Annotated in this window: 20 protein-coding genes; 10 read left to right on the forward strand and 10 right to left on the reverse strand. The window is 62.2% G+C overall.

Going from position 1 to position 22,522, the window contains the following annotated elements; all coding sequences use genetic code 11:
• Nucleotides 1–43: 43 nt before the first annotated feature.
• Together zapE and OPU96_RS06675 are read left to right on the forward strand one after the other, a co-directional pair.
• A complete protein-coding gene (gene zapE, locus OPU96_RS06670; protein ID WP_498558879.1) occupies nucleotides 44–1,114 on the forward strand; it encodes a cell division protein ZapE in 1,071 nt (356 codons plus the stop codon).
• 52 nt (nucleotides 1,115–1,166) lie between these two features.
• A complete protein-coding gene (locus tag OPU96_RS06675; RefSeq protein WP_498558880.1) occupies nucleotides 1,167–2,468 on the forward strand; it encodes a protein kinase in 1,302 nt (433 codons plus the stop codon).
• Between the two features lie 60 nt (nucleotides 2,469–2,528).
• Here the strand turns inward: OPU96_RS06675 and OPU96_RS06680 are convergent, their stop codons facing one another.
• Together OPU96_RS06680 and OPU96_RS06685 are read right to left on the reverse strand one after the other, a co-directional pair.
• Nucleotides 2,529–3,236: a YebC/PmpR family DNA-binding transcriptional regulator gene (locus OPU96_RS06680; protein WP_498558881.1), complete on the reverse strand. Its 708-nt coding sequence runs from the start codon at nucleotides 3,234–3,236 to the stop codon at nucleotides 2,529–2,531.
• Between the two features lie 99 nt (nucleotides 3,237–3,335).
• A complete protein-coding gene (locus OPU96_RS06685) occupies nucleotides 3,336–4,193 on the reverse strand; it encodes a LysR substrate-binding domain-containing protein (RefSeq protein ID WP_498558882.1) in 858 nt (285 codons plus the stop codon).
• A gap of 111 nt (nucleotides 4,194–4,304) precedes the next feature.
• Here OPU96_RS06685 and OPU96_RS06690 point away from each other — a divergent pair, with 111 nt between their 5' ends.
• The 3 genes from OPU96_RS06690 (at nucleotide 4,305) to OPU96_RS06700 (ending at nucleotide 7,041) form a co-directional block, all read left to right on the forward strand.
• Nucleotides 4,305–5,426: a 2-aminoethylphosphonate--pyruvate transaminase gene (locus OPU96_RS06690; RefSeq protein WP_498558883.1), complete on the forward strand. Its 1,122-nt coding sequence runs from the start codon at nucleotides 4,305–4,307 to the stop codon at nucleotides 5,424–5,426.
• Nucleotides 5,423–6,250, forward strand: coding sequence for a phosphonoacetaldehyde hydrolase (gene phnX / locus OPU96_RS06695; RefSeq protein ID WP_498558884.1), 828 nt, complete (start codon nucleotides 5,423–5,425; stop codon nucleotides 6,248–6,250). The genes OPU96_RS06690 and phnX overlap by 4 nt, the downstream gene beginning before the upstream one ends.
• A gap of 233 nt (nucleotides 6,251–6,483) precedes the next feature.
• The gene (locus OPU96_RS06700; protein WP_498558885.1) at nucleotides 6,484–7,041 is read left to right on the forward strand and encodes a cytochrome b; all 558 of its coding nucleotides are present in this window, start codon (nucleotides 6,484–6,486) and stop codon (nucleotides 7,039–7,041) included.
• Here the strand turns inward: OPU96_RS06700 and OPU96_RS06705 are convergent.
• The gene (locus tag OPU96_RS06705; RefSeq protein ID WP_498558886.1) at nucleotides 7,031–7,915 is read right to left on the reverse strand and encodes a 1-aminocyclopropane-1-carboxylate deaminase/D-cysteine desulfhydrase; all 885 of its coding nucleotides are present in this window, start codon (nucleotides 7,913–7,915) and stop codon (nucleotides 7,031–7,033) included. The genes OPU96_RS06700 and OPU96_RS06705 overlap by 11 nt on opposite strands.
• A gap of 42 nt (nucleotides 7,916–7,957) precedes the next feature.
• Entirely contained in the window at nucleotides 7,958–9,997 is a 2,040-nt protein-coding gene (locus OPU96_RS06710; protein ID WP_498558887.1) for an oxidoreductase, read from the reverse strand.
• A gap of 212 nt (nucleotides 9,998–10,209) precedes the next feature.
• On the opposite strand from OPU96_RS06710, the gene OPU96_RS06715 reads away from it, so the two are divergent.
• Together OPU96_RS06715 and OPU96_RS06720 are read left to right on the forward strand one after the other, a co-directional pair.
• Nucleotides 10,210–11,340, forward strand: a complete 1,131-nt coding sequence (locus tag OPU96_RS06715; protein ID WP_498558888.1) for a carbon-nitrogen hydrolase family protein — start codon at nucleotides 10,210–10,212, stop codon at nucleotides 11,338–11,340.
• Nucleotides 11,337–12,371 carry an AraC family transcriptional regulator gene (locus OPU96_RS06720; RefSeq protein ID WP_192296642.1) on the forward strand — a complete coding sequence of 345 codons (1,035 nt, stop codon included), beginning with the start codon at nucleotides 11,337–11,339 and terminating at the stop codon, nucleotides 12,369–12,371. The genes OPU96_RS06715 and OPU96_RS06720 overlap by 4 nt, the downstream gene beginning before the upstream one ends.
• Before the next feature lie 8 nt (nucleotides 12,372–12,379).
• On the opposite strand, the gene OPU96_RS06725 is transcribed toward OPU96_RS06720, so the two are convergent.
• On the reverse strand, nucleotides 12,380–12,559 hold the full coding sequence (locus OPU96_RS06725; protein ID WP_305391137.1) for a hypothetical protein: 180 nt from the start codon (nucleotides 12,557–12,559) through the stop codon (nucleotides 12,380–12,382).
• 129 nt (nucleotides 12,560–12,688) lie between these two features.
• On the opposite strand from OPU96_RS06725, the gene OPU96_RS06730 reads away from it, so the two are divergent.
• Complete coding sequence (locus OPU96_RS06730) at nucleotides 12,689–13,693, forward strand: transketolase-like TK C-terminal-containing protein (RefSeq protein ID WP_498558889.1); 1,005 nt, start codon at nucleotides 12,689–12,691, stop codon at nucleotides 13,691–13,693.
• A gap of 18 nt (nucleotides 13,694–13,711) precedes the next feature.
• Here the strand turns inward: OPU96_RS06730 and OPU96_RS06735 are convergent, their stop codons facing one another.
• Nucleotides 13,712–14,164, reverse strand: a complete 453-nt coding sequence (locus OPU96_RS06735; RefSeq protein WP_226456440.1) for a MarR family winged helix-turn-helix transcriptional regulator — start codon at nucleotides 14,162–14,164, stop codon at nucleotides 13,712–13,714.
• Between the two features lie 145 nt (nucleotides 14,165–14,309).
• On the opposite strand from OPU96_RS06735, the gene aceE reads away from it, so the two are divergent.
• Nucleotides 14,310–16,970, forward strand: a complete 2,661-nt coding sequence (gene aceE / locus OPU96_RS06740) for a pyruvate dehydrogenase (acetyl-transferring), homodimeric type (RefSeq protein WP_498558890.1) — start codon at nucleotides 14,310–14,312, stop codon at nucleotides 16,968–16,970.
• 1 nt (nucleotide 16,971) lies between these two features.
• Here the strand turns inward: aceE and OPU96_RS06745 are convergent, their stop codons facing one another.
• Nucleotides 16,972–17,751: a DUF2242 domain-containing protein gene (locus tag OPU96_RS06745; RefSeq protein ID WP_192296646.1), complete on the reverse strand. Its 780-nt coding sequence runs from the start codon at nucleotides 17,749–17,751 to the stop codon at nucleotides 16,972–16,974.
• An 89-nt stretch (nucleotides 17,752–17,840) separates the two neighbouring features.
• The gene (locus OPU96_RS06750; RefSeq protein WP_498558891.1) at nucleotides 17,841–18,740 is read right to left on the reverse strand and encodes a LysR family transcriptional regulator; all 900 of its coding nucleotides are present in this window, start codon (nucleotides 18,738–18,740) and stop codon (nucleotides 17,841–17,843) included.
• Nucleotides 18,741–18,855: 115 nt separating this feature from the next.
• Here OPU96_RS06750 and OPU96_RS06755 point away from each other — a divergent pair, with 115 nt between their 5' ends.
• Nucleotides 18,856–20,013, forward strand: coding sequence for an MFS transporter (locus OPU96_RS06755; RefSeq protein ID WP_498558892.1), 1,158 nt, complete (start codon nucleotides 18,856–18,858; stop codon nucleotides 20,011–20,013).
• A 48-nt stretch (nucleotides 20,014–20,061) separates the two neighbouring features.
• Here OPU96_RS06755 and OPU96_RS06760 read toward each other — a convergent pair whose 3' ends face one another.
• Together OPU96_RS06760 and OPU96_RS06765 are read right to left on the reverse strand one after the other, a co-directional pair.
• Nucleotides 20,062–21,936, reverse strand: coding sequence for a SurA N-terminal domain-containing protein (locus tag OPU96_RS06760; protein ID WP_498558893.1), 1,875 nt, complete (start codon nucleotides 21,934–21,936; stop codon nucleotides 20,062–20,064).
• A gap of 228 nt (nucleotides 21,937–22,164) precedes the next feature.
• Entirely contained in the window at nucleotides 22,165–22,437 is a 273-nt protein-coding gene (locus tag OPU96_RS06765; RefSeq protein WP_003174819.1) for an HU family DNA-binding protein, read from the reverse strand.
• Nucleotides 22,438–22,522 lie beyond the last annotated feature (85 nt).

Genomic DNA, 22,522 nt, shown 5'->3' on the forward strand with positions numbered 1-22,522 from the left:
TTTCCCGCAAAATAGCGCCCCTCATTAGACGGAACCCGCCCCATTGGCCCTACCCAGCACCCTGCGCCGTTTATTCGCCAAGCCTGCCGCGGCCGCGGTTGACGAGGTGTCTGCGTATTTTCAGGACAAGGCCCGACGCCAAGGCTACACCCTCAGCCCCAGCCAGCAGCAGGTCATCGAACGCATGACGCTGCTGGCCGGGGCCTTGCAGCAAGCGGGGCCAGCGCCGCGCAGCCTGTATCTGCACGGCGCCGTGGGACGCGGTAAAAGCTGGTTGCTCGATGGTTTTTTCCAGGCACTGCCCCTGGCCGAGAAGCGCCGCGTGCACTTCCACGATTTTTTTGCCCGCCTGCACCAGGGTATGTTCCGCCATCGCCAGCAGCCCGACGCCCTCGCGGTGACCCTGGATGAATTGCTCGAAGACTGTCGCGTGCTGTGTTTCGACGAATTCCACGTCCATGACATCGGCGACGCGATGCTTATCACACGCCTGTTCAAAGCGTTGTTCGAACGGGGCGTGCTGGTGCTGGTGACCTCCAACTACGCACCGGCGGGGCTGCTGCCGAACCCGCTGTACCACCAGCGGTTCAAGCCGGTGATCGACCTGATCGATGCGCGCATGGACGTCATGGAGGTCAACGCGCCCCAGGACTACCGTGGCTTGGCGCAAAATCACGACCAACAGCGCTTCACCCAAGGCCGCTTCGTGTGCCCGGGCAGCCCGGCACAACGCCAGGCACTGGGCTTGCCAGCGGCCGATTGCGCCGCCCTCAGCCTGACCGTCGGCACCCGCCAGCTGCGAGTCCGTGGTCACGAGGGGCGCACCATCGCCTTCACCTTCAACGATGTGTGCGAGCAACCCACGGCGGTGCTGGACTACCTGCTGCTGTGCGACGACTTCGACCACTGGATCATCGACGGCCTGCCGGAGCTGGCGGAGTGCCCGATTGCCGTGCAGCAGCGTTTTATCAATCTGGTGGACGTGCTCTACGACAAGGACAAACACCTGATCCTGATCGGCGAACAACCGCTTGCGCACGCGCTGCGCGGCCAGGCCATCGACCTCTCCCGCACCGTCAGTCGCCTGGGGCAATTGCAACAGAGCGACGCGTAACCGTTATCATGGGCGCCGCTTGCGTCCCCACCGCCCAGAGACTGCGCCGTTCATGCATACCCTCGCCCAACTCAAGGCCGGCCAACTGGCTGGCATCACGCGCCTGGACCTGTCCTGCGGGCTGACCGAATTCCCCCGGGAAATCTTCGCGCTGGCCGACTCCCTGGAAATCCTCAACCTCAGCGGCAACGCCCTGAGCCACCTGCCTGAGGACCTGCACCGCCTGCCGCACCTGCGCGTGCTGTTCTGCTCGGACAACCGCTTCACCGAACTGCCGCCATGCCTGGGCCAGTGCGCCAAGCTGAGCATGATCGGCTTCAAGGCCAACCAGATCACGCAGGTGCACGCCGCCGCACTGCCGCCACTGCTGCGCTGGCTGATCCTCACCGATAACCAGATCAGCCAATTGCCCAGCGAATTGGGACGGCGCCCCTTGCTGCAAAAACTGATGCTGGCCGGCAACCAACTGACGCACCTGCCGGAAAGCCTGGCCGGCTGCCACAACCTCGAACTGCTGCGCATCGCCGCCAACCGCTTCACCCGCCTGCCGCAATGGCTGCTGGCGCTGCCAAGCCTGACCTGGCTGGCGTATGCCGGCAATCCGGTGGAAATGGCGGTGGAGCTGCCTGGCGATGACAGCACGCCGAATATCCCCTGGTCCGAACTGGAGCTGGCCGAAGTGCTGGGCGAAGGCGCCTCGGGGGTGATCCATAAGGCGCTGTGGAAAACCACGGGGCAATCCGTCGCGGTGAAGCTCTACAAAGGCACCATCACCAGCGACGGCTCGCCCCTGCATGAGATGCAAGCGTGCATCGCCGCCGGGCTGCACCCCAACCTGATCAAGGTCGAAGGTCGCGTGATCGGCCACCCTGAGGGTCAAGCAGCGCTGGTGATGGACCTGATCGACCCGAGCTACCGCAACCTCGCCGCCCTGCCGAGCCTGGCCTCGTGCACCCGTGACATCTACGCACCGGGCACCGTGTTCAGCCTGGAGGTGGCGTTGCGCATGGCACGGGGCATCGCCTCGGTCGCCGCGCATCTGCACCGGCATGGCATCACCCATGGCGACCTGTATGGCCACAATATTTTGTGGAATGAAGCCGGTGATTGCCTGCTTGGGGATTTTGGCGCGGCGTCGTTCCATGCCACGACGGATACCGAGGAGACCCGGGCGTTGCAGCGCATTGAAGTGAGAGCGTTTGGGGTGTTGTTGGGGGAGTTGTTGGCGCGGGTCGAGACCCAGGTGAGTGACGCGCTGATCGGGTTGCGCAAGCGTTGCTGCCAACCTGATGTGCTGGCGCGTCCAGGTTTCGCAGAAATCGAAACCTTGCTAGGCGCTATCGGACACCACTAACCCCATGTGGGAGCGGGCTTGCCCGCTCACACATTTCGGACTGCATGTGGTCTGCTGGAATCAGCCAGCCAGGCCGACGAACATGTCCTGCACGTCGTCGTGGTTGTCCAGGCCTTCGAGGAAAACCTCGACTTCGGCCATCTGCTCATCGCTCAAACCGCTCACTGGGTTTTTCGCGAGGTAGCCCAACTTGGCCGACAACACGGTGAAACCCTGCTCCGGCAGTGCTTTCTGTACCGCATCCAGGTCAGTGGTCTCGGTGATGAACAGGGTGGTGCCCTCTTCTTCACCGGCTTCGAAATCCTGGGCACCGGCTTCGATCGCGGCCATTTCAGGATCAGCGTCCGGCGTGTCCGCCGAGGCTTCGATCAGGCCGACATGGTTGAAGTCCCAGGCCACGGAGCCGGAAGCACCGAGTTGGCCCTTGCGGAACGCCACGCGGATTTCCGCCACAGTGCGGTTGATGTTGTCGGTCACGCACTCGACGATCAGCGGCACCTGGTGCGGCGCGAACCCTTCGTAGGTCACGCGGTGGTACTGCACGGTTTCACCCAGCAGGCCTGCGCCTTTCTTGATCGCGCGGTCCAGGGTTTCCTTGGGCATCGAGGCCTTTTTGGCCTGTTCCACCACCAGACGCAGGTGGGCGTTGGTGGAGGTGTCGGCGCCGTTGCGGGCGGCGATGGTGATTTCTTTCACCAGCTTGCCGAAGATCTTGCCCTTGGCATTGGCTGCCGCTTCTTTATGTTTGACTTTCCACTGTGCGCCCATGACTCACTCTCTTCTGTCCATCGCGCCCAAACGTCTACTGGCGGGCGCTTTGGGGGCAGAGTTTATAGGGCAAAAACGCAACGTTCCACCAAAAAACCGTCAGGGCGCCAACTCGAAAAACGCCTGGATCAGGCGCAATGAGCGACGCCGCTCCAGGCAGCCGAGCAGATGGCGGTTGACCAAGCCGTCGCCTTGCAGGGGAATCGCCCGCACCCGTGGGTCGGGGCTGACTTCCATCGACGACACCACCCCCACGCCCAGTTCAGCGGCGACGGCCTCGGTCACCGCCTCGCGGCTGTCCAGTTCCAGCAACACCTTGGGCTGCACAGTGGCCGCCTGACAGGCCTCATCAAAAGTGCGCCGGGTGGTGGAGGTCGGCTCACGCAGCACCATGATCACTCCGTGCAACTGCGCCAGCGCAATGCCCGCGGGCTGCATCGCCCAGGGGTGGCTGACCGGCACCAGCGCGCAGATCCGCGATTCACTCAACGCTTGCAGATGCAGGCCGTTGCGCGGTTCCACTTCGGTCAACACCGCCACATCCGCGTGCTCCGAGAGTAACGCCGCCAGGGTTTCCTGGGCGTTGCCCAGGCGCAGGTTGACGGTGATGCCGGGGTAGCGCGCGCGCAGGCTGGCGAGCATCGGCATCACCAGATGCGGGCCGTCGGCTGCCACTTCGAGGCGCCCGCTGAGCAACTGGCGATTGGCTTCCAGCATCGTCTGCGCCTCGTCCACCAGGCCGAAAATCGCCCGGGTGATCGCCGCCAAACGTGCGCCCTCTTCGGTCAATTCCACCCGTCGCGCGGTACGGCGCAACAAGGGGATCTGGTAGTGCTCTTCCAGGGCCTTGATGTGCCCGGTCACCGCCGGCTGGCTGATAAACAGCCGCGCCGCCGCCCGGGTAAAGCTGCCCTCGCGGGCCACGGCATCGAATGCACGCAGTTGGAACAGGTTCATGGTTATCGGCCTCACTGATAGCTCGCATAACAACAAACAATTTGATTGATAACAAGCCAAACTGCAATTTAGGCGCCGTAGCTTGAATCGATGGCTTGACGAGGATTTGCAATGACCGCGCCTGTACTGCTCACCCCTGGCCCCCTGACCACCTCCGCCCGCACCCGCCAGGCGATGCTGGTGGACTGGGGTTCATGGGATGAGCGCTTCAACCAACTGACCGCCAGCGTCTGCGAGCAATTGCTGGCGATCATCGACGGTGCCGACAGTCACCACTGCATACCGTTGCAGGGCAGCGGTACCTTCGCCGTCGAAGCCGCCATCGGCACGCTGGTGCCCCGCGAGGGCAAGGTGCTGGTGCTGATCAACGGCGCCTACGGCAAGCGCCTGGCGAAGATCTGCGACGTGCTGGGCCGTGCCGTCAGCACCTTTGAAACCGCCGAAGACCAACCCACCACCGCCACCGATGTCGACCGCCTGCTGCGCGCCGACCCGCGCATCAGCCACGTTGCCTTGATTCACTGCGAAACCAGCACCGGCATCCTCAACCCGCTGGCCGCGATCGCCGACGTGGTCAAGCGCCACGGCAAGCGCCTGATCATCGACGCCATGAGCGCCTTCGGCGCACTGCCCATTGACGCCCGCGCCGTGCCGTTCGATGCGCTGATCGCCGCCTCGGGCAAGTGCCTGGAAGGCGTGCCGGGCATGGGCTTTGTCTTTGCCGACAAACAGGCCTTGGCCGCCGCCCAGGGCAACTGCCACTCCCTGGCGCTGGACCTGTTCGACCAGCACGCGTACATGGCCAAGACCGGCCAATGGCGCTTCACCCCGCCGACCCACGTGGTCGCCGCACTGCATGAAGCGCTGGTGCAATACGCCGAAGAAGGCGGCCTGCCCGCACGCCATCAACGCTATGCGCGCAATTGCCAGGCGCTGCTGGACGGCATGGCCGACCTGGGCCTGCGCAGCTTTCTGCCGGCGGCGATCCAGGCGCCGATCATCGTCACGTTCCACGCCCCGCACGACCCGCGTTACCAGTTCAAGGACTTCTACGAACGGGTCAAGGCCAAGGGTTTCATCCTCTACCCCGGCAAATTGACCGAAGTCGACACCTTCCGCGTCGGCTGTATCGGCCATGTCGACACCCCGCAAATGCGCGCCGCCGTCACCGCCATCGGCGACGCACTGCGCGCCATGGGCATCACCCCTTCCTCTATTGGATCGCCAGCATGAACTATCAGACCCCCAACACCCTCCAGGCCGTGATCCTCGACTGGGCCGGCACCGTGGTCGACTTCGGCTCCTTTGCGCCCACGCAGATCTTTGTCGAGGCATTTGCCGAGTTCGACGTGCAAGTCTCCATCGAAGAAGCCCGCGGCCCGATGGGCATGGGCAAGTGGGACCACATCCGCACCCTGTGCAACCAGCCGCAGGTGGCCGAGCGCTACCGCCAGGCATTCGGGCGCACGCCAACGGATGATGACGTGACGGCCATCTACCAGCGCTTCATGCCTTTGCAGATCGAGAAGATCGCCGAGCACTCGGCACTGATCCCCGGCGCCCTCGACACCATCGCCCGCTTGCGCCTGCAAGGGCTCAAGATCGGTTCCTGCTCCGGCTACCCCAAGCAGGTGATGGACAAGGTAGTCGCGCTGGCCGCCACCAATGGCTATTACGCCGACCATGTGGTCGCCACCGACGAAGTGCCCAACGGCCGCCCCTGGCCGGCCCAGGCCCTGGCCAACGTGATCGCCCTGGGCATCGATGACGTGGCCGCCTGCGTGAAGGTCGACGACACCGTGCCGGGCATCCTCGAAGGCCGCCGCGCCGGGATGTGGACCGTCGCGCTGACCTGCTCCGGCAACGCGCTGGGCTTGACCCATGAGCAGTTCCGCGCTCTGGACGCCAGCATCTTGGCCAGTGAACGCAGGCGCATCGAAGCACTGTTCGCAGGCTCGCGCCCGCACTACCTGATCGACACCATCGCCGAGTTGCCGGCGGTGATCGCCGAGATCAACGCACGGCTGGCCCGTGGGGAAATTCCGCAAGGTCACTGATAGAAGTCAAGACAACGGCATTTACCCCAGGCAAAGCGCTCAAAACCGGCATACAGTTAAGTCACTGCGTCACTGAAGAACGCAATGCTGTTCCGTGAAGAAACTGTAGCTGTGGCGAGGGGGCTTGCTCCCATCGGGGCGCGAAGCGGCCCTGAACAGAGGGACTGCTGCGCAGCCCAACGGGAGCAGGCGCCCTCGCCACAGGATTGCCCTGATGAGTGAGGAACACAGCGATGCCGTGGAAAAACTCCGATACGCGTTACAGCACCATGTCGATTGCGTTGCACTGGTTGATGGTGGTGCTACTGGCGGTGGTCTACGCCTGCATTGAATTGCGCGGCCAGTTCCCCAAAGGCAGCGGGGCGCGAACCCTGATTGTCGAGATGCACTTCATGTTGGGCCTCACCGTGTTTGTACTGGTGTGGCTACGCCTGTTTGCACGCAGCCTGGGGGTGGCGCCGAAGATTGTGCCAACGCCGCCGAAATGGCAGAGCCTGTTGGCGACGCTGATGCACGTCGCACTGTACGCACTGATGATTGGCATGCCGATCGCCGGTTGGCTGGTCGTCAGTGCCGAAGGGCACTCGGTGATGTTCTATGGCGTTGAATTGCCGCCGTTGATCGCGGAGAACAAGGCACTGGCCAAAGAAATCGAGGGCTGGCATGTGTGGTTCGGCAAGGTCGGGTATTGGTTGATTGGGTTGCATGCATTGGCGGGGATTTTTCACCATTACATCCTGCGCGATAACACGGCCTTGCGCATGATACCCGGCAAGCGCGCTACCCCATGAAGTCCCGGCGGCCCTGAAGGCCGCCAGTGTGGATGAAGATCAGACGGGTGCCGGGCCGAAAACGCCCGGCTTCGATCTGCTGCTTCAAGGCCAGCAGCGCTTTGCCGGTGTAGAGCGGTTCCAGGGGCAGGCCGCAGGCCTTTTCTGTTTGCTCGATAAAGTCCAGCAGCAGCGGATCGACCTTGGCAAAACCACCTCGGCTGGCGTCCAGCAGTTCATAACCGCCCCGCACGATAGCCTCCACGTTCTGCGCCACACCATGGTCGTCCGGTACCGCCATAGCGCCGTACACCGGGTGTGCGCCCGTCTCCGCCAATGCCAATCCGGCCAACGTGGTGCCGGTGCCCGCCGCCAGCCACCAGGCGTCGTAGTCGGCCCAGCCCAGCACGTGCAACTGCGCGCGAACCTGCTCGATGAGCACGCCGCAACCTGTTGCACCGGCGAGCCCGCCGCCACCTTCGGGCACCGCATGCAGATCGGGATATTGCTCACGCCACGGCGTCCAGAACCCCGGCTCATGCCGCGCGCGATAGCCGCCATAACCCAGCCAGTGCAGTTGCATGCCGAAGGCTTTCAGGTCGAGTACGGTGGGCGTGTCCTGGGGATGGCCGCGCAGCAAGCCCACAGTCGGAAAACCAAAGCGCTTGCCCGCCGCCGCCAGCGCATGCAGATGGTTGGAGTAGGCGCCGCCCAGGCTGATGATGCCTTGGGCGTTGTGCGCTTGCGCCAGGTGCCCGCTGAGCTTGAACCACTTGTTGCCGCTGATCAGCGGGTCGATGCGATCCAGGCGCAGCACGGCCAACTCGACGCCTTGCAGCCAGTCCAGGCGCAAGGGCTCAAGGGGAGCGTGGGGAAGCCAGTCAAACGGGCCCATCAGGTGCATCTCTGTGCGCAAAGGGCCCGTAGTCTATGTGCCTTACAGCTCGGCGGCCAGTCGCGAGCCTTGGTTGATCGCGCGTTTGGCGTCCAGCTCGGCCGCCACATCTGCGCCGCCGATCAGGTGCACATGCTGGCCCGCTGCGAGCAAACCGTCCTGCAACTCGCGCAGCGGGTCCTGGCCGGCGCAGATGACGATGTTGTCCACCGCCAACACCTGGGGCTCGCCCTCGGCGCCGATGCGGATATGTAAACCTGCATCGTCGATCTTCAGGTATTCGACGCTGTTGAGCATCTGCACCTGCTTGTTCTTCAGACCGGTGCGGTGGATCCAGCCGGTGGTCTTGCCCAGGCCGTCGCCGACCTTGGAGGCCTTGCGTTGCAGCAGGAACACTTCACGCGCCGGCGCATGCACTTGCGGCTTGATCCCGGCTACGCCACCACGGGCCTGCAACTGGGTGTCGATGCCCCACTCTTTCCAGAACGCTTCGCGGTCAAGGCTGGTGGATACCCCCTGATGCACGAGGAATTCCGAAACGTCGAAACCGATACCGCCCGCACCGATCACCGCCACGCGCTTACCTACCGGCTTGCGTTCCAGGATCACATCCAGGTAGCTCAACACCTTGGCATGCTCGATGCCCGGGATCGACGGGGTGCGCGGCGCAATGCCGGTGGCCAGGATGATCTCGTCGTAACCGCCGGCCTTGAGTTGCTCGACGTCGACGCGGGTATTGAGGCACACCTCCACGTGGGTGGTCTGCAATTTGCGCTTGAAGTAGCGCAGGGTTTCGAAGAACTCTTCCTTGCCCGGTACACGCTTGGCGATATTGAACTGGCCGCCGATTTCGCTGGCGGAATCGAACAGCGTCACCTGATGCCCCCGCTCGGCGGCCACCGTCGCCGCAGCCAGACCGGCAGGCCCGGCGCCCACCACCGCGATCTTCTTGATCTGCTTGACCGGCAGGTAGTTCAGCTCGGTCTCGTAGCACGCCCGCGGGTTGACCAGGCAAGTGGTCAACTTGCCGCCAAAAGTGTGGTCCAGGCACGCCTGGTTGCAGCCGATGCAGGTGTTGATTTCATCGGCACGTCCAGCGGCGGCCTTGTTGACGAATTCCGGGTCGGCCAGGAACGGCCGCGCCATGGAGACCATATCGGCATCGCCTTCAGCAAGGATCTGCTCGGCGATTTCCGGGGTGTTGATACGGTTGGTGGTGATCAGCGGGATCTGCACCGCGCCACGCAGCTTGGCGGTGACTTTGCTGAACGCGCCACGCGGCACCTTGGTGGCGATGGTCGGGATCCGCGCTTCGTGCCAGCCGATGCCGGTGTTGATAAGCGTCGCACCGGCCTGCTCGATGGCTTTGGCCAACTGCACGATCTCTTCCCAGGTGCTGCCGCCTTCTACCAGGTCGAGCATCGACAGGCGGAAAATGATAATGAAGTTCGGGCCTACCGCCTCACGCACACGGCGCACGATTTCCACGGCCAGGCGCATGCGGTTTTCGTAGCTGCCACCCCAACGGTCGGTACGGTGGTTGGTGTGGGCGGCGAGGAACTGGTTGATGAAGTAGCCTTCGGAACCCATGATTTCCACGCCGTCGTACTCGGCGACCTGGGCCAGCAACGAGCAGTTGACGAAATCCTGGATCTGCTTCTCGATGCCCTCTTCGTCCAGCTCCTTGGGCTTGAACGGGTTGATCGGCGCCTGGATCGCGCTCGGTGCAACCTGCTTGGGGCTGTAGGCATAGCGACCGGCGTGGAGGATCTGCATGCAGATCTTGCCGCCGGCGTCGTGCACGGCCTGCGTCACGATCTTGTGCTTTTGCGCCTCGTCGTCGGTGGTCAACTTGGCCGCGCCGGCATACACCCCGCCTTCATCGTTCGGGCCAATGCCGCCGGTGACCATCAGGCCCACGCCGCCACGGGCGCGCTCGGCGAAGTAGGCCGCCATGCGCTCGAAACCGCCGGGTTTCTCTTCCAGGCCGGTGTGCATCGAGCCCATCAAGGTGCGGTTGCGCAGGGTGGTAAAACCCAGGTCCAAAGGGGCCAACAGGTGCGGGTAGGCAGCAGCGGTCATGGTACAGCTCCACAACGGATCATCACGGGACGTGGCGCACTCGAACGGTGTGCCATCGGTTTATGTCCCACAGACTAAGAGGCACTGGACTACGGCTCAATGACCGAAACTGACAAGTTATTGATCCAAATGCGCAGCGCCCCTTGGCAAGCCGCCCCATGGGCCCTACCCTAGTCGGCGAACCCTGCACACGGTCTGTTGTCTGTTGCCCCATGCGTAAACTTCTAGCTTTTACCGTCTCCCTGGCCCTGGTTGCCGCCGTCGCCACGTATCTGGTCTGGACCCAGGAGCGCCCTGTGGCGCATTACCTGTCGGACCTGCGCATTACCCTTGCGGTGAACGAAGGGGTGCCGGCCGATCGTGGCAACCTGCTGGGCATCCAGCCGGAACTGTTCCCTGCCGACTACCAGAGCCTGGAACGCCTGCACCTGAAGCTGGCGGCCTATCTGCAAAATGCCCGGGATCAGGGGCTGATCAACCCCAAGACCATCGTGGTGCTGCCGGAACATATCGGCACCTGGCTGATGCTCACCGGCGAAAAAAATGAGGTCTACCAGGCCCTGCACGCGAAGGATGCGATGAACTGGCTATCGGCCAGCAACCCCTTGCTGTTCGCCCGTGCCTGGATCAGCGCCACCGGCGATAACCGCATGGACGATGCCTACCTGCGCATGAAAGCCTCCGGCATGGCGCGGGACTATCAGTTGGTGTTCGGCGGTTTGGCCAAGGAGTTCGGCGTCACCCTGGTGGCCGGCTCCATCGCCCTGCCCAACCCGAGTGTGAGCCAGGGGCAACTGCAGGTCGGCCATGGCGCGCTGTACAACGCCAGTCTGGTGTTCAGCGCCGAAGGCCTGCCGGTGGGCCAGCCGCAGCGCCAGCTCTACCCGATCTACGATGAGCGCGGCTTTATCACGCCAGGCGATGAGAACGTCGTCAGCGTGGTCGACACACCGGCCGGCCGCCTCGGCGTGCTGGTAGGCAGTGACAGTTGGTATCCGGACAACTACCGCAAACTCAACGAACAAGGCGCTCAACTGATCGCAGTGCCGGCCTTTGTGCTCGGTCGCGATACCTGGGACCGACCGTGGCGCGGGTTCAAAAGCGTGTCGACACCTCCGGAAATCAGCCTCAAGCCCGAAGAACTCAGCGAAGGCGAGGCCTGGCGCCGCCTCACCCTGATCAGCCAACAACCCATCAGCCAGGCAACCGCCGGCATGAGCGTGTTTTTGCGCGGGCAATTCTGGGACCTGGGCACCGCCGGCCACAGCTTCCTGAGCGACAACGGGCAGATCAGCGCCGACGGTGAAGCCCGTGGCGCGCGCATGTTGAATGTCTGGCTGTGAAACCGGTGCGCCTGGGGGATCTGTCGGTGGGCTTTGTGCACACCTTGGCAGATGCCATTCAAAGCCACGGACTGGACCCGCAACCGCTACTGCTGCAATACGGCCTGGACCCTGCGCGCCTCGCCGAAGCCGGTGCGCGGTTATCGATCCCCCGTTACATGCGCCTGGGCCACGCGGCCATCCAGCTCACTGGCGACCCGAGCCTGGGCCTGCGCATGGGCCAGCTCAGCCGGCTGAGCCAGGCGGGCCTGGCCGGGGTCACCGCCGCCCAGGCGCCCAACGTTCGTGAAGCCGCACGCACGCTGACGCGTTTTGAAGCGTTGTACGGCTCCAACTATCGCGGGCAATCGAGTTTTCATGAGGACGCCGAGGGCGCCTGGCTGCGCTTCTATTCCATCAGCCCCTACAACGCCTACAACCGCTTTGTGGTGGATTCGATCATCGCCGGCTGGCTGCACCAGCTATCGAGCCTGGCCCAACAGCCGGTGCAGGCACAACGCATTGAAATCGAATTTGAAGCACCGGACTACAGCGAACAATACAACCGGCTGGGCGACAGCCCGGTGCAGTTTGGTGCCGCGTCCAATCAACTGCGCCTGAACCAATCCACCCTGGCCCTGCGCAATCCACAACATTGCCCCAGTACCTGGCATTTGTTGTTGCAATTGTGTGAACGGGAATTGGAGCAGTTGACCCGCACCCGCAGCCTGCGCGAGCGCATTACCCGGTTGCTCGGGCCGATGCTCAATGGCGGCCGGGAACCCGACCTGGAAGAAGTGGCGGCACGCTTGAAGCTGCCGACCTGGACATTGCGCCGCAAACTGGCCGACGAAGGTACCCAGTTCCGCGCGATTCTCAACGACACCCGCCGCGACCTTGCCATGACCTACATTCGCGATACGGAGTTGGCGTTCGGCGAGATCGCCTACTTGCTCGGTTTTGCCTCGGCCCAGGCGTTTCAACGGGCGTTCAGGCGATGGAACAACCAGACCCCAGGGGAATTTCGCCGCAGTCAGCGGCATTCCGCCTGAAGTCGGTCTTACAGCTCGGTGGCATCGTCTGCGGGTTCCAGCGGGTCCAACTCAATCGCGTGGTACTCGAGCAGTTCTTCTTGGTAGTCGTCCATGGTGGGCTCCTTGTCTGATTGAAAGCGGTTGCAGATAAATGACCTGCCTGACCAGCCTAAAGTGCCGTTATGACGAAAAAAAGTCAGCGTCATGACGTTCCTGCACCTCAGGATTAAACGTAGCAGCGTTGTGTCGATTTAGCACTTGGGTTTTTAGTTGCAATTGCAATTATATGTGAAACTCCATTAGGGTACGGCCATCCGTCTTCAGGGAGCCCACCCATGCCCGCCTCTACTGCCCACGCCGCACAACTTTGCATCGCGGCGCTCGATAGCGCCGCGCACTCGCACAATTCGCCGCTATACACGGTGATGACCATGGCCAACACCCTGGAATCGAGCAGGCAGGCCTGGGTGATTCGCGCTCAGTCCCCCCCCCGGCGGGTAGGCAGCTGGCCCACCTGGTTCGCGCGCAATACCGCGGAAAAACCGCTGCTGTACCTGCACAGCGCCGCGTCGTCGGCGCAATTGTGTGCGCTGTCCGGGCAGACGGCACAGCGCGGCATTCTGTGCAATGACATCGAAAACCATCCTTCCGCCTGGCCCAAGGGCGCACAACCGTCCTTGCCGTTGTGGCTCGCCACCAACCCGCATTGCATGCCGTACGATCCGGCTTCGGGCGCAGAAACCCGGGCGATTGTGCTGGCGGGGTTGCAGGCACTGTATGTCGACGGCAAACCTGGGTTCTATTACCTGGCGCTGCATGATCAAGACGGTGCGCGCACCTTGAGCGAGCAAGACCGTGAGGACACGCTCAAGGGCATGTATCCGCTACAGCGAGGGCATACGGGTGATGTGCGCTTGCTCGGCGCTGGTCAGGCGCTTGAAGAGGTCGTCCACGCCGCGCGGCTGCTCAAGCAAGATTGGACTATCCGCGCACAACTATGGAGTTGCCCCAGCTACACGCGCCTGGCCCGTGAAGCGGCAGGCGCCGAAAGCTGGAACCGCCTGCACCCCACAGCGCCCCGGCGCGGTTGCCACTTGCGCAGTTGCCTGTCGGGGAGTGACGCGCCGGTGATCGCTGTCACAGGTTACCCGCAGCCGATCGTTGATCAGTTGGCGGGCTATGTGGATGCCCGGTTTGTACCGCTGGGGGCGGGAACGGTGCAGGCTTCGGCGCCGAGTCGGTATTGGATTGTGGCGGCGGCGCTCAGGGCTTTGGCCGATGAGGGGCGTATCGATTCACAGCAGGTAGAAACGGCGATGGCCCGCTATCGACTGTCATGAAGTGGACTGCAAGGTTCTTCAGATCTTGCTACGACTGCGCACTGCCAACGTGGCTGTGCGCTCCAGGGTATCGGCAAACACCTGGCGCTGCTCCGGTTCAATTTGCGACAGGAATAACTCATCCACCGTGCTTTCGTAGATCTTCCACATTTTCTTGCGCAGCACTTTGCCCGCCTCCGTGATGGTGGCGAATGACCCGCGGCCATCGCCGTCAAAACGCGAACGCACCACCAGCCCGTCTTTTTCCAGGCGGTCCACCAGCCGCGTGAGGTTGTAGCGCTCGATGGCCAGTACATCCGCCAGTTCATGCATGCGGCGGGTGCCCTCGGGGCCGCTTTCCAGGCCCCACAAGGCGTCGTACCAGGCATACGCCGGCAATCCGGCAGCGGCCAGGCGCCGTTCGATTTCACGGATGACGGTCCTGTGGGCCCTGACAAAACGGAACCATACATCCGGCTCTTTCGACGACATGCAACACCATCCGGGGAATTTCAAGAAGGTTGCAATAGTAGCTCATCCCGCGTTAGATTCGGCCATGTAGTTGCAATTGCAACTACATGGCCGACACTCCCACAAAGAGCCCGCCACCTGAAATCCGCCTACCCTGGAGCCTCACATGTCCCCGAACAACGCAGTCAGACACGACGACGACCCACAGGAAACCCGCGAGTGGCTGGAGTCCATCGAATCGGTGTTGTCCACCGAAGGCCGCCCGCGCGCCCACTACCTGATCGATCAGTTGCTGGATTTCGACGTTGCGCGCCATGGTGATTTCTACGGACGGGTGACCACCCCCTACGTCAACACCATTGCGGTGGACCGCCAATTGCCCTACCCCGGCAACCTGGCCATCGAGCGGCGCACCAATGCCTACATCCGCTGGAACGCCATGGCCATGGTGTTGCGGGCGGGCAAACACTCCGGTGTCGGTGGGCATATCGCAACCTATGCGTCAGCCGCCGTGCTGTATGACGTAGGTTTCGACCACTTCTTCCGTGGCCGAACCGACACTTTTGACGGCGACCTGGTGTACATCCAGGGCCACTCCTCACCCGGCATCTATGGCCGCGCCTATCTCGAAGGCCGCATCAGCGAGGCGCAACTGGACAACTTCCGTCGCGAGGCCGGTGGCGAGGGTATTTCCTCGTATCCGCATCCACGACTGATGCCGGATTTCTGGCAATTTCCTACGGTGTCCATGGGCCTCGGGCCGATCACCGCGGCGTACCAGGCGCGCTTTATGCGTTACCTGGAATTACGCGGCCTCAAGCAGCATCAGGGCCGTAAAGTCTGGGCGTTCCTGGGCGACGGCGAGATGGACCAACCGGAATCCCTGGCGGCCATTTCCCTGGCCGGGCGCGAGAAACTCGACAACCTGATCTTTGTCGTCAACTGCAACCTGCAACGGCTGGACGGCCCGGTACGCGGCAACGCCAAAGTGATCCAGGAATTCGAAAGCCTTTACCGCGCCGCCGGCTGGAACGTGATCAAGGTCATCTGGGGCGGCGGCTGGGATGCCCTGCTGGAGAAAGACCAGACCGGCCTGCTGCGCCAACGCATGATGGAATGCGTGGATGGCGACTATCAAAACTACAAGTCCCAGAACGGCGCCTACGTGCGTGAACATTTCTTCGGCAAATACCCGGAGCTGCTGGCACTGGTTGCAGATATGTCCGACGACGACATCTGGAAGCTCTCACGAGGCGGGCATGATCCGGACAAGGTCTATAACGCCTACGCCGCCGCCATGCGTCACACCGGCCAACCCACGGTGATCCTGGCGAAAACCGTCAAGGGCTACGGCATGGGCGAAGCCGGCGAAGGCCAGAACATCAATCACCAGCTGAAGAAAATGGGCGCTGATGCCGTGAAGGCGTTTCGCGACCGCTTCGACCTGGAAGTGGCCGACGAACAACTCGCCGAGACTCCCTACATCAAACCTGCCGCCGACAGTGAAGAGGCGCGCTACTTCGCCGCCCGCCGCCAGGCGTTGGGCGGCTATGTGCCTGCGCGTCACAGCGCCGTGGAATCGCTGCAGATCCCTGAGCTATCGGCCTTCGGCGCTCAGCTCAAGGACACCGGCGAGCGCTCGATTTCCACCACCATGGCCTTCGTGCGCATCCTCGGCACGCTGCTCAAGGACCCGCACCTGGGCAAACTGATAGTGCCCATCGTGCCGGATGAATCGCGCACCTTCGGCATGGAAAGCCTGTTTCGCCAGATAGGCATCCACTCTGCCGTCGGACAGCTCTATACGCCGCAGGACGCCGGGCAATTGAGCTACTACAAGGAGAGCAAGGACGGGCAGATCATGCAGGAAGGTCTGAATGAGTCCGGCGCGATTTCCGCATGGATTGCGGCGAGTACGTCCTACAGCAACCACGGTTTGATGACCGTGCCGTTCTACATTTTCTACTCGATGTTCGGTTTTCAGCGCATCGGTGACCTGGCCTGGGCAGCAGGCGATGCGCGGGCACGGGGTTTCCTGCTGGGCGCCACCGCCGGACGTACTACGCTGATGGGCGAAGGCTTGCAGCATGACGATGGTCACAGCCATATCCTGTCGTCGGTGATTCCGTGCTGCGTGTCCTACGACCCAACCTTTGCCTACGAGCTCGCGGTAATTATTCGCGAGGGCATGCGGCGCATGTATGTCGAGCAGGAGGACATTTACTACTACATCACCCTACTCAACGAAAACTACCCGCACCCGGCGATGCCAGACGGTGTGGAGGATGGCATTCTCAAGGGCGTTTACCCGCTCACCCAACACGCGCAGGCGCAGGTACAACTGATGGGCAGCGGTTCGATCCTGCGGGAAGTGATTGCGGCTGCCGAGTTACTGGAGAAGGATTTCTGCGTGCACAGCACTGTGTGGAGCGCGACCAGCCTCACCGAACTGCGCCGTAACGGGCATGAGGTGGAACGCTGGAACCTGTTGCACCCGCAGAGCGAGCCCCGAGTGAGCTATGTCGAACAATGCCTGGCCGGTCAAACCGGGCCGGTGGTGGTGGCGACGGACTACATGAAGTTGTTTGCCGATCAGATTCGCCCGTTCGTCCCCGGCCGCCGCTTTGTTGCCTTGGGCACCGATGGCTTTGGGCAATCGGATACGCGGGAAACCTTGCGTGTGTTCTTCGAGGTGGACCGCCACTTCATCGCACTGGCGGCGCTCAAGGCGCTGGCGGATGACGGCGTGATCGGTCGCGATAAAGTCAGTGAAGCGATCAGACGCTACGGGATCAACGTCGACAAGGCCAACCCCGTGACGGTCTGATTTACGGCGCCGGTGTCGGCAGGGGCGCAATTGCTTCTGTTGGTGCCGGTAGCGCCGGGTTGCTGGTCGCCGGTGCGGCGGCAGGCTCTTGCTGCGGCGCAATCGGCGCGGGTTCCACAGGCGGCGCAAGCGGCTCTGAAACGGCAGGCTCTTCCTTCGGCGCCTCGACCTTCTCGGCAGCCGGAGCGACTTTAGGCTCTGGCACGCCCAAGTCAGCTTTCGGCTGCTCGGGAATATGCTCGGCCTTTTTCACTTCCTGGGGCAGGAACACATCCACCAGCGCAAAGTAACGCTCGTAGAACTTCGGCGCCGAAACGGTCTCGCTTGCGACTTTGACCATTGAGTCATCGGTGGAGCCAATCGGCATCGACACCGAACCCAGCACGCCAACTCCCAGGCTCGCGGAGTTGTTGACCTTCTTCAGCGCGTAGCGATCCTGCAAGGCGTTGGCGAACATCGTCGAGTGGTTGGTGCCTTTGCCATCATCGGCGCACACCACGTTGAAGCTGATCTGCAGATGGGTCTCGCCGGTCTGCTGGAAACTCTTGTTACCCACCACCAACTTCGGATCGCTGCTGGTGATGATGTAGCCCTGGCTGAGCAGGGCGCGTCGCGCCGCTTCGCACGCCGCCACATCACTGACCGGATAGGATCGGGAAAAGGTGCCGGAGTCGTCGAAATTCTCATGTTCATAAATAGCGGTCTTGGGTGACGAGCAGCCCGCGGCGCCCGCCAGCACCAGCGCCAACCCAAGGCTGCGCAAGTGAAATGATGTCGACATTGAAAATCCTGAGCAAAACAGTTCGGGCGGTATTGTGCAACAGAACGAGGCCTTGGCGCGCGCATTCCTGTCGGTAAAACGTCACAGCCTTACGTCGTGGGCCCCGCAGGAAAAAGCCCTGCGCACATATGATCAATAAATACGCGCAATTTGGCCGAGGCATGGCGACTTGATGGCCACAGCAGCCAGAAACTGCCACGGTGTTCCAGGTAGTCATCCAGCACCCGCTGCAAGCGCCCTTCCCGCACGGCGTGGTTGACCATGTAATCAGGCAGGCAGGCGATGCCCAACCCCTCGTGCACCACATGGTTGAGGGACTCGATGGTGGTGCTGACCAGCGGTGTACGCAGGATCGGTTCTGCCGCGCCGGCTTCGAGGCGCAAGGGCCAGGGCTCCAGCTTGCCAGTCGCACAGAACTTGTGCCGCAGGCACGCGTGATCGTTCAAGTGCCGCGGCTGTTGTGGGGTGCCGTGTTCCTGGAAATACGCCGGCGTACCCACCAGCACCAGTTGGTAATGCCCCAGGTGGCGTGCCATCAGGCGCGAATCTTCCGGCTTGCCGGTGCGAATCACCGCGTCGAACCCTTCCTCGATCACATCCACCATGCGGTCGGAAAAATCCACGTCCAGCTCGATCTGCGGATAGGCCCGCATGAAGTCGCTGAGCACCGGCATCAATAAACCGCGTACCTGCGGCACACTGATGCGTAGTTTGCCCCGAGGCGTGGCGCTGGCGTCGGTCAGCTCGCGCTCGGCGGCCTCGACCTCAGCCAGGATGCGCCGTGAACGCTCAAGGAACAGCGCCCCTTCGGCGGTCAAAGTAATACTGCGCGTACTGCGGTGGAACAGGCGCACACCGAGACGCTCCTCCATGCGTGCGATGCTTTTGCCTACAGCCGAGGAGGAAATCCCTAACACTCGACCGGCAGCGGTAAAACTGCGGGCCTCCGCCACCTGCACGAATACCGAAAGGCTGCCCAGACTGTCCATGATGTGGCCCTCAATTGCGGACACTGATGTCCGATAAGTTCGGAACCTTAGCCTGTTTTTCCGCGCCCCGCAGCCCCCTACCCTGTCTCCTGGCCTTTTGCAGGGATACAGCGTTATGACATCACTTACCGAGTCCACCCCAACAGCCCAGCATGACGGGTTGCCGCTGGGCGGTTTATTGGCACTGGCGTTTGCCGGGTTTATCACCATCCTCACCGAAGCCATGCCCGCCGGGCTGCTGCCACAAATGGGCGAAGGCCTGGGTGTGTCACCCGCGCTCGTCGGCCAATTGGTTACGCTTTACGCCTTGGGTTCCTTGCTCGCGACCATCCCGCTGACGATGTGGACCCGTGGCTGGCGCCGACGGCCATTGCTGCTGGTGGCCATTGGCGGCTTTGCCGTGGTCAACAGCATCACCGCATTCTCCAGCCATTACGGGCTGACCCTGGTGGCGCGCTTTTTCGCCGGAGTTTTCGCCGGGTTGCTCTGGGCGTTGCTGGCGGGTTACGCAAGCCGGATGGTCGCGCCACATCTGCAAGGCCGGGCGATTGCCTTGGCGATGCTGGGGGCACCGCTGGCGTTGTCGCTGGGGGTCCCCGCGGGGACTTTGCTCGGCACCGTCGTAGGCTGGCGCCTGAGCTTTGCGATCATGACCGGGCTGACGCTCGTGCTGCTGATCTGGGCCCGCTGGACCTTGCCGGACTTTGCCGGGCAAACCGCAGGCAAACGCCTGGGGTTGCGTCAGGTACTGACCCTGCCCGGGATTCGTCCGGTGTTATGGGTAACGTTTACCTACGTGCTGGCCCACAACATTCTCTATACCTACGTCGCCCCGTTGTTGGTGCCCGCCGGACTTGCGGGCGAGATTGACCGCGTGCTGCTGGTGTTCGGCTTGGCCGCGCTGTTGAGCATCTGGCTGACGGGCGTGTTGATCGATCGCTGGCTGCGCAAGCTGGTGCTGATCAGTTGCGCGTTGTTCGGGCTGATCGCCCTGGCGCTGGCGTTCTGGATCACTTCGCCGAGCGTGATCTACCTCTGCGTGGCCTTGTGGGGCCTGGCGTTCGGTGGCCTGCCAGCCCTGCTGCAAACGGCACTGGCCAAGGCAGCCGGCGACTCGGCGGATGCCGCACAATCGATGCTGGTCACCGTTTGGAACCTGGGCATCGCAGGTGGAGGATTGGTCGGTGGCGTGTTGTTGCAAGGCTGGGGCGTGATTGCATTTCCATGGGCGGTGGTGGTGTTGATGCTCCTGGCCCTTTGCAAACGCCCATGAAAAAGCCCCCGGTCTTTTCAGGCCGAGGGCTTTTTATTCAAGCGGGCATCAGAATTTCTTGATGTCAGCCTGGGTTTCCAACTGCTTGCGGTACGCAGCAAAGTCCTGCTGACCACTGCGGGAGGCGAGGAAGCGGCGAATTTGCGCCTTTTCTTCGTCCGTCGGGGCAACAGCCTCGTTGACGCCGTTCAAGCGCACGATCACCAGGCTGCCGTCAGCCAGGGTCACGGTGGTAAAGGTCGGCTTGTCCTTGGACGCAGGCTTTGGCATGCGGAACAGGGCTTGCAGCACGGCTGGGTCGATAGATTCCTGATTGCGGGTGGCCGCTTCAGTCACTTTCCACGCCTGGCCGTCGATGGCTTGATTCAGCGGGGTCTTGCCATCACGCAGGCTGGCGATCAACTCGTCAGCGTGGACCTTGGCCGCCGCACTGGCACGTTCCTTGGTCATCTGGGCGCGAATCGCCGCTGCAACGCTTTCCAGCGGCAGTTGCGTTGGCTTCAGATGCTCTTTGGCACGCAGTACGATGATGGTTTCCGGGTCCAGTTCGATGGCGCTGCTGTTGGCACCCTCATCCAGCACTTCCGGGCTGAACGCTGCGGTGATCACGGCACGGTTGGCCGCAATGCCTTCGCCACCTTCACGGCCAAACGGCGCGGAGGTGTGCACGGTCAGCTTCAGGTCGGACGCTGGCTGGGCCAGGTCGGAGGCTTCGAATGCCGCATCTTCCAATTGCTTGGTCGCTTCGACAAAACGCTGCTCAACCTGCTGGGTCTTGAGGTCGCGGGTCAGCTTGTCTTTCAGGCTGGCAAACGATGGCACTTGAGGTGCTTCAACGCCCAACAGCTTGATCAGGTGCCAACCGAAGGTCGAACGAACCGGCGCCGACACCTGATCCTTGTTCAACGCGTACAAGGCAGTTTCGAAGTCTGGATCGTAGACGCCAGGACCGGCAAAACCGAGGTCGCCGCCGTTGTTGGCCGAACCTGGGTCCTGGGAGAACTCCTTGGCCAGGGCTTCGAACTTCTCGCCCTTGGCCAGGCGTGCCTGGATGTCTTCGATCTTCGCCTTGGCTTGCGCGTCGGTGACCTTGTCGTTGACTTCAATCAGGATGTGCGCGGCACGACGCTGTTCAGCGAGGTTGGCGGTTTCTTTCTGATAGGCAGCCTGCAGATCTTCGTCCTTGACGCTGACTTGATCAAAGAACGATGCCTTCTTCAGCTCCAGATAGTCGATGACCACTTGGTCCGGCGTCATGAACTCTTTGGCGTGCTGGTCGTAGTAAGCCTTGACCTCGTCGTCGGTGAGCTTCACCGCGGCCGGGTTGGCCTTGATATTGACGGTGGCGAAATCGCGGGTCTGTTTTTCCAGACGGGCGAATGCCAGCACTTCGGCATCGGTGACGAAACCGCTGCCGGCGATACCTGCGCGAACCTGGCCGATGAGCATTTCCTGGGTCAGCATCTGACGGAATTGCATACGGCTGTAGCCCAGCTGACGGATCACCTGATCAAAGCGCTCGGGGCTGAACTTGCCATCCACCTGGAACTCGGGGGTCAGCAGGATCGTTTGATCCAGTGCCGCCTCGGAGAAGCCGAACTTGGAGTCGGCAGCGCCTTGCAGCAACAGCTTGCGATCGATCAGACCCTTGAGGGCCGCTTCGCGCAGCAGTTTTTCGTCCAGCAGTGAAGCATCGAAATCCTTGCCCAGCTGTTGCATCAGCTGACGGCGTTGCATGTCGACGGCCTGGCTCAATTCGGTTTGAGTAATCTCTTCACCGTTGACCTTGGCCACGTCCTGCTTGTTGTTACCCGATGCCTGGAAAATGGCCTCGATACCGGTGAACGCCATCAACGCGACGATGATCCCGATAATGGTCTTGGCAATCCAGCCTTGTGAATTGTCCCTGATATTTTGCAGCATGCGTCCCCCAGAAACGGTTGAACTTCAAAAATTGGCAACCGTGGAGCGTGGGTAGAGTACGGATATAAGAAAGGCGCATCCAAGGATGCGCCTTCTCGCAACTGGCGGAGCGGACGGGGTTGGTATCTGCCCCCGGCTTGGCGACCCGATGGATACATGGGTCTGCTGCCGCTCCGCTGCCAGGTCGAACCTGCGTTCGACCCGGGTAGGTAAAGGCTGGATCGAAGCTTAGTTAACGGCTTCTTTCAGGGCTTTACCGGCTTTGAAACCTGGTTTCTTGGCAGCAGCGATTTGCAGTGCTTTGCCAGTCTGTGGGTTACGGCCAGTGCGAGCTGGGCGGTCGGTCACAGAGAAAGTACCGAAGCCTACCAGTACTACGGAGTCGCCGGCCTTCAGAGCGCCAGTGACGGATTCGATTACTGCATCCAGCGCACGGCCAGCAGCAGCTTTCGGGATATCAGCGGATGCAGCGATAGCATCAATCAGTTCCGACTTGTTCACTCTAAGTCCCCTTATATATCTATTGAGTATGATTCTAAGTTTTTTGGTAAACAGCAAAAATCAGTGCTGAATGGCCTACAGACAC

The organism is Pseudomonas sp. RP-B7, from assembly GCF_059803535.1.

What these genes read in the sequence shown, in the direction of transcription:
- OPU96_RS06725 (WP_305391137.1), bottom strand. Translation starts at nt 12,559, where the DNA reads ATGACGCTGACTTTTTTTCGTCATAACGGCACTTTAGGCTGGTCAGGC.
- OPU96_RS06690 (WP_498558883.1), top strand. Translation starts at nt 4,305, where the DNA reads ATGACCGCGCCTGTACTGCTCACCCCTGGCCCCCTGACCACCTCCGCC.
- OPU96_RS06755 (WP_498558892.1), top strand. Translation starts at nt 18,856, where the DNA reads ATGACATCACTTACCGAGTCCACCCCAACAGCCCAGCATGACGGGTTG.
- OPU96_RS06705 (WP_498558886.1), bottom strand. Translation starts at nt 7,915, where the DNA reads ATGGGCCCGTTTGACTGGCTTCCCCACGCTCCCCTTGAGCCCTTGCGC.
- OPU96_RS06745 (WP_192296646.1), bottom strand. Translation starts at nt 17,751, where the DNA reads ATGTCGACATCATTTCACTTGCGCAGCCTTGGGTTGGCGCTGGTGCTG.
- OPU96_RS06750 (WP_498558891.1), bottom strand. Translation starts at nt 18,740, where the DNA reads ATGGACAGTCTGGGCAGCCTTTCGGTATTCGTGCAGGTGGCGGAGGCC.
- aceE (WP_498558890.1), top strand. Translation starts at nt 14,310, where the DNA reads ATGTCCCCGAACAACGCAGTCAGACACGACGACGACCCACAGGAAACC.
- OPU96_RS06700 (WP_498558885.1), top strand. Translation starts at nt 6,484, where the DNA reads ATGCCGTGGAAAAACTCCGATACGCGTTACAGCACCATGTCGATTGCG.
- OPU96_RS06730 (WP_498558889.1), top strand. Translation starts at nt 12,689, where the DNA reads ATGCCCGCCTCTACTGCCCACGCCGCACAACTTTGCATCGCGGCGCTC.
- OPU96_RS06675 (WP_498558880.1), top strand. Translation starts at nt 1,167, where the DNA reads ATGCATACCCTCGCCCAACTCAAGGCCGGCCAACTGGCTGGCATCACG.
- OPU96_RS06680 (WP_498558881.1), bottom strand. Translation starts at nt 3,236, where the DNA reads ATGGGCGCACAGTGGAAAGTCAAACATAAAGAAGCGGCAGCCAATGCC.
- OPU96_RS06685 (WP_498558882.1), bottom strand. Translation starts at nt 4,193, where the DNA reads ATGAACCTGTTCCAACTGCGTGCATTCGATGCCGTGGCCCGCGAGGGC.
- OPU96_RS06710 (WP_498558887.1), bottom strand. Translation starts at nt 9,997, where the DNA reads ATGACCGCTGCTGCCTACCCGCACCTGTTGGCCCCTTTGGACCTGGGT.
- OPU96_RS06715 (WP_498558888.1), top strand. Translation starts at nt 10,210, where the DNA reads ATGCGTAAACTTCTAGCTTTTACCGTCTCCCTGGCCCTGGTTGCCGCC.
- OPU96_RS06735 (WP_226456440.1), bottom strand. Translation starts at nt 14,164, where the DNA reads ATGTCGTCGAAAGAGCCGGATGTATGGTTCCGTTTTGTCAGGGCCCAC.
- phnX (WP_498558884.1), top strand. Translation starts at nt 5,423, where the DNA reads ATGAACTATCAGACCCCCAACACCCTCCAGGCCGTGATCCTCGACTGG.
- OPU96_RS06760 (WP_498558893.1), bottom strand. Translation starts at nt 21,936, where the DNA reads ATGCTGCAAAATATCAGGGACAATTCACAAGGCTGGATTGCCAAGACC.